This is a genomic window from Aporhodopirellula sallentina SM41 (genome assembly GCF_000346505.1).
Classification (GTDB): Bacteria; Planctomycetota; Planctomycetia; order Pirellulales; family Pirellulaceae; genus Rhodopirellula; species Rhodopirellula sallentina.
In genome coordinates, this window is record NZ_ANOH01000456.1 from 1 (window position 1) to 3,093 (window position 3,093).

The window sequence follows — 3,093 nt, forward strand, 5'->3', positions numbered from 1 at the left end:
CCCCAAAAACAGCCAACCGACGCCTGCTCTCAGTCTTGGAAAGACTGAGCTACGTGGGTGAGCCTATCAACCGACCGGCGTTAGCCACGGTTCTCCACCGGGCACCCCGTGCCAACGCACATCAACCAATCCATGCCCGTCGATTTCGCATCGCCCCAGTAGGCCGGACCAAGCGAAGCGCCGTTCCGGCATCCCACACAACCATTGAAGTCCACGCTCCAGCCGCCCCTCCCCATCCCTAAATCGCTGAAAGCCTTCACCCCAACTCGCTCTGCCACGCACGTCTCCTTCGCGTTTTGGCATACAACGTGCATCCCTTTCAAACCTCCAGCAAGCAATCCAGCCTGCTGAACCTTTGAAATGGAGACCATCATGGACACGCAAGAAAAACCCGTTCGCGAAAAAATATCCGACTCGGTGCAATCGAAAGACGAACCTCTCGGCGAGCAAGCTCCCGAAGCACCTTTCGCCGTCGTCGGCCTCACCTACCCGATCGTCTTGATCGCCATTCTCGGCGCGATCGCCTTCTACTTCTACGTGCTGCGATAGTCCGCGTGCCCGCAGTCTGCCCAACCGCAGAATGAACGATCACCACCCAACGCGCACGCTCACGCACCAACGCGGCGCAACGCCGCCGTCGCACCGACATCCGGCCAACACCCAACCTTCATACGCTCTCATGCATCGCTTCACCCAACGCAACACGCTCCTCACCATTCCACTCGCATTCTCGGTTTGCTTTCTATCGTCGCTACACGCCGACGACGGATTGTTCGACGACGGAGCCTCTACTGCGGCGGGTGACATTCTCGAAGCCCGCGGCGACTATGCCCGTGGGCTCGGCAAAGGAGCGTACCTGCGATCACTCTCCGCCGTGCAGCTCCAAGAGGCCCTCAACCGCCGTCTCGAAAACCGTAAAGAAAGCGTCGAGCAATACTACGAACTCCGCCAACTCCGCGAAGACGAAAACACGCAACAGACCGAAGACCGCGTCGCCGCTTACAAACGGGTGATGGAGCGTTCGCGTTATGAAAGGCTGAGCAAGTCGCAGATCAACATGCAAACCGGCGAGCTGTACTGGCCCAAACCGCTCGACCACGAAGCCCTTAAACCCTTCCGCAAACCGATCGAAGAATCGCTCGCCAAACGGTCCAGCCCCGGCGAGACATACGATCGCTTTGACTACCTCAAAGTCGCCCGCATGCTGGGCTTGATCACCGAAGCGGTCGAATCGATCGAAGATCAACTCGAACCCCGCGAAGTCGTTGCACTTAAAGAGTACCTCGAACAAATCGACTTCGACGCACGTTTCGACGCCGCCGGTGAACGGATCGACTATTAAATAATCCTAAAGCCCGACGCGCAAGATCCCCGTCGCTGGAATCGCCAGAATTCATTCCCACGAACCCGCAACCGCACCGAATCAAATGCCGGTGCACACGCTTAACGTCACCCGACCAACCAATTAAACATGTTGAACCGCGCGCAGCCGTGCGTAGGCGATTGGGCAGACCACCAATAGCGGCAACCAGGCCGCGATGCCGGGAGCGAACAGAGTCCCGCTTCCGCCGAGCGCGCTCGCCAACGTTTTCAGTGCGAAGAACGCGAGCACCATGCCAACCGCGGCGCCGATCAACACGAACAATTTGCGTCCTCGCGCGTTCACAACGAGCGGCAGAATCAACATGACGAGGCCGAAGTCCAACGGCGCCCGGACGATCCGTTCGTGTACCTGAGTCTGCAACGCCAAACTGCTATGCACCGCCGGGTTGCGGACCCGGCCGCTCAACTCCAACACGGACGCTAAACGCGTCGCGGTGTCCTCGGTGTGCAACATGTTCGGATGCACCGAAGTGGCCAGGAAACATTCCCCTGGTTGCAACCAAGATTGATCCGCCGGCGTCAACAACACCGGCTGTTCGCCGCGTCCCGCCGACGCGATGCGGTGAATGCTTTCGGGCTCCTTCACGTTGCGGAGCAGATACCCAGCCACCGGCGGTCCCACCGGCCGAGTGACGGTGTTCTGACCGATTCCGATTTGCGTCTGCCCTGGTTCCATCCAAACCGCGTCGTCGGCAATCAAGAGATCGCCGAAGCCCTCGTAGTCCGCGTCGATACGAAAGTTCGGGTGCTCGATCGTTTGAGCTTTCGTGCGCAGCGTCGCTCCCTCGATCAAGATGCCCGCAAATTGGTCGAACGTCGGGCGCACCGCCTGCTCGATTTCGCCGTTGAGGTCTTCCGCTTTCATCGTCAACGAACTGCGGAAATGCGGAATCACCATCTCGCGGCAGCACAACTGTGACACGATGATCACCCCCGACGCGATCACCATCGGACGAAAAATCCGGCCGTGTGAAATGCCTGCTGACAACGTCGCGGTCAACTCGCCGGTCCGCCGCAGCCAACCGACCGTGAACAGGAACGCCATCAACGTGATGATTGCCCCAGTCATGTCGAACAACATGATCAGGTACGGCCCATAAAACCGAAACGCGACCCACGGCAGGCTGTCCCCGTTTCGCGTCTGAGCAACCAGGTCATCGAACGCGGTAAACGCATGGAAGACGATGAAGATCCCAGCCAGCGACAAGAAACACACCAACACCGTGCGCAAAAAGAGGATCAGAATGTAGCGATCGATTCTGGTCACGATGGTCGGGCGAAAAAGGCGGTAAAACAGGCGAGGGAAGCGAACACGTCCGGCTTTGCACCAACGAGCCGTTCCTCAAAGAACGATCCCGCACGAGAAAGCATCATCCCTTACCTACCCCGACAACCCCACCTACCGCAAGATCACCCGCGACCGATCACAGCCCACGCAGGTCCGCATCTCCGAGACAGACGAACCAAGAGCGATCTCGCAATCCAATAAAAAAACACCTCGCGCCATCCCCCAACCGACGCCTGCTCTCGGTCTTGGAAAGACCGAGCTACGTGGTAACCCCAATCACCCGACCGGCGTTAGCCGCAGTTCTCCACGGGGCACCCCGTGCCAACGCACATCAACCAATTCACGCACGTCAATTTCGCATCGCCCCCGTAGGCCGGACCAAGCGAAGCGCCGTTCCGGCATCCACACAATCGTTGGAGTCC

Annotated in this window: 3 protein-coding genes; 2 read left to right on the forward strand and 1 reads right to left on the reverse strand. The window is 59.0% G+C overall.

Annotated features, from left to right (window positions below; genetic code table 11):
* Nucleotides 1-372: 372 nt before the first annotated feature.
* Together RSSM_RS34220 and RSSM_RS29790 are read left to right on the forward strand one after the other, a co-directional pair.
* Nucleotides 373-549 carry a hypothetical protein gene (locus RSSM_RS34220; RefSeq protein ID WP_173403199.1) on the forward strand — a complete coding sequence of 59 codons (177 nt, stop codon included), beginning with the start codon at nucleotides 373-375 and terminating at the stop codon, nucleotides 547-549.
* Between the two features lie 130 nt (nucleotides 550-679).
* Nucleotides 680-1,342 carry a hypothetical protein gene (locus RSSM_RS29790; RefSeq protein WP_008688669.1) on the forward strand — a complete coding sequence of 221 codons (663 nt, stop codon included), beginning with the start codon at nucleotides 680-682 and terminating at the stop codon, nucleotides 1,340-1,342.
* Nucleotides 1,343-1,465: 123 nt separating this feature from the next.
* On the opposite strand, the gene RSSM_RS29795 is transcribed toward RSSM_RS29790, so the two are convergent.
* Nucleotides 1,466-2,650, reverse strand: coding sequence for an LptF/LptG family permease (locus RSSM_RS29795; protein WP_008688672.1), 1,185 nt, complete (start codon nucleotides 2,648-2,650; stop codon nucleotides 1,466-1,468).
* Nucleotides 2,651-3,093: the final 443 nt, after the last annotated feature.

Coding starts and splice junctions, on each gene's coding strand:
- RSSM_RS34220 (WP_173403199.1), top strand. CDS start 373: ATGGACACGCAAGAAAAACCCGTTCGCGAAAAAATATCCGACTCGGTG.
- RSSM_RS29790 (WP_008688669.1), top strand. CDS start 680: ATGCATCGCTTCACCCAACGCAACACGCTCCTCACCATTCCACTCGCA.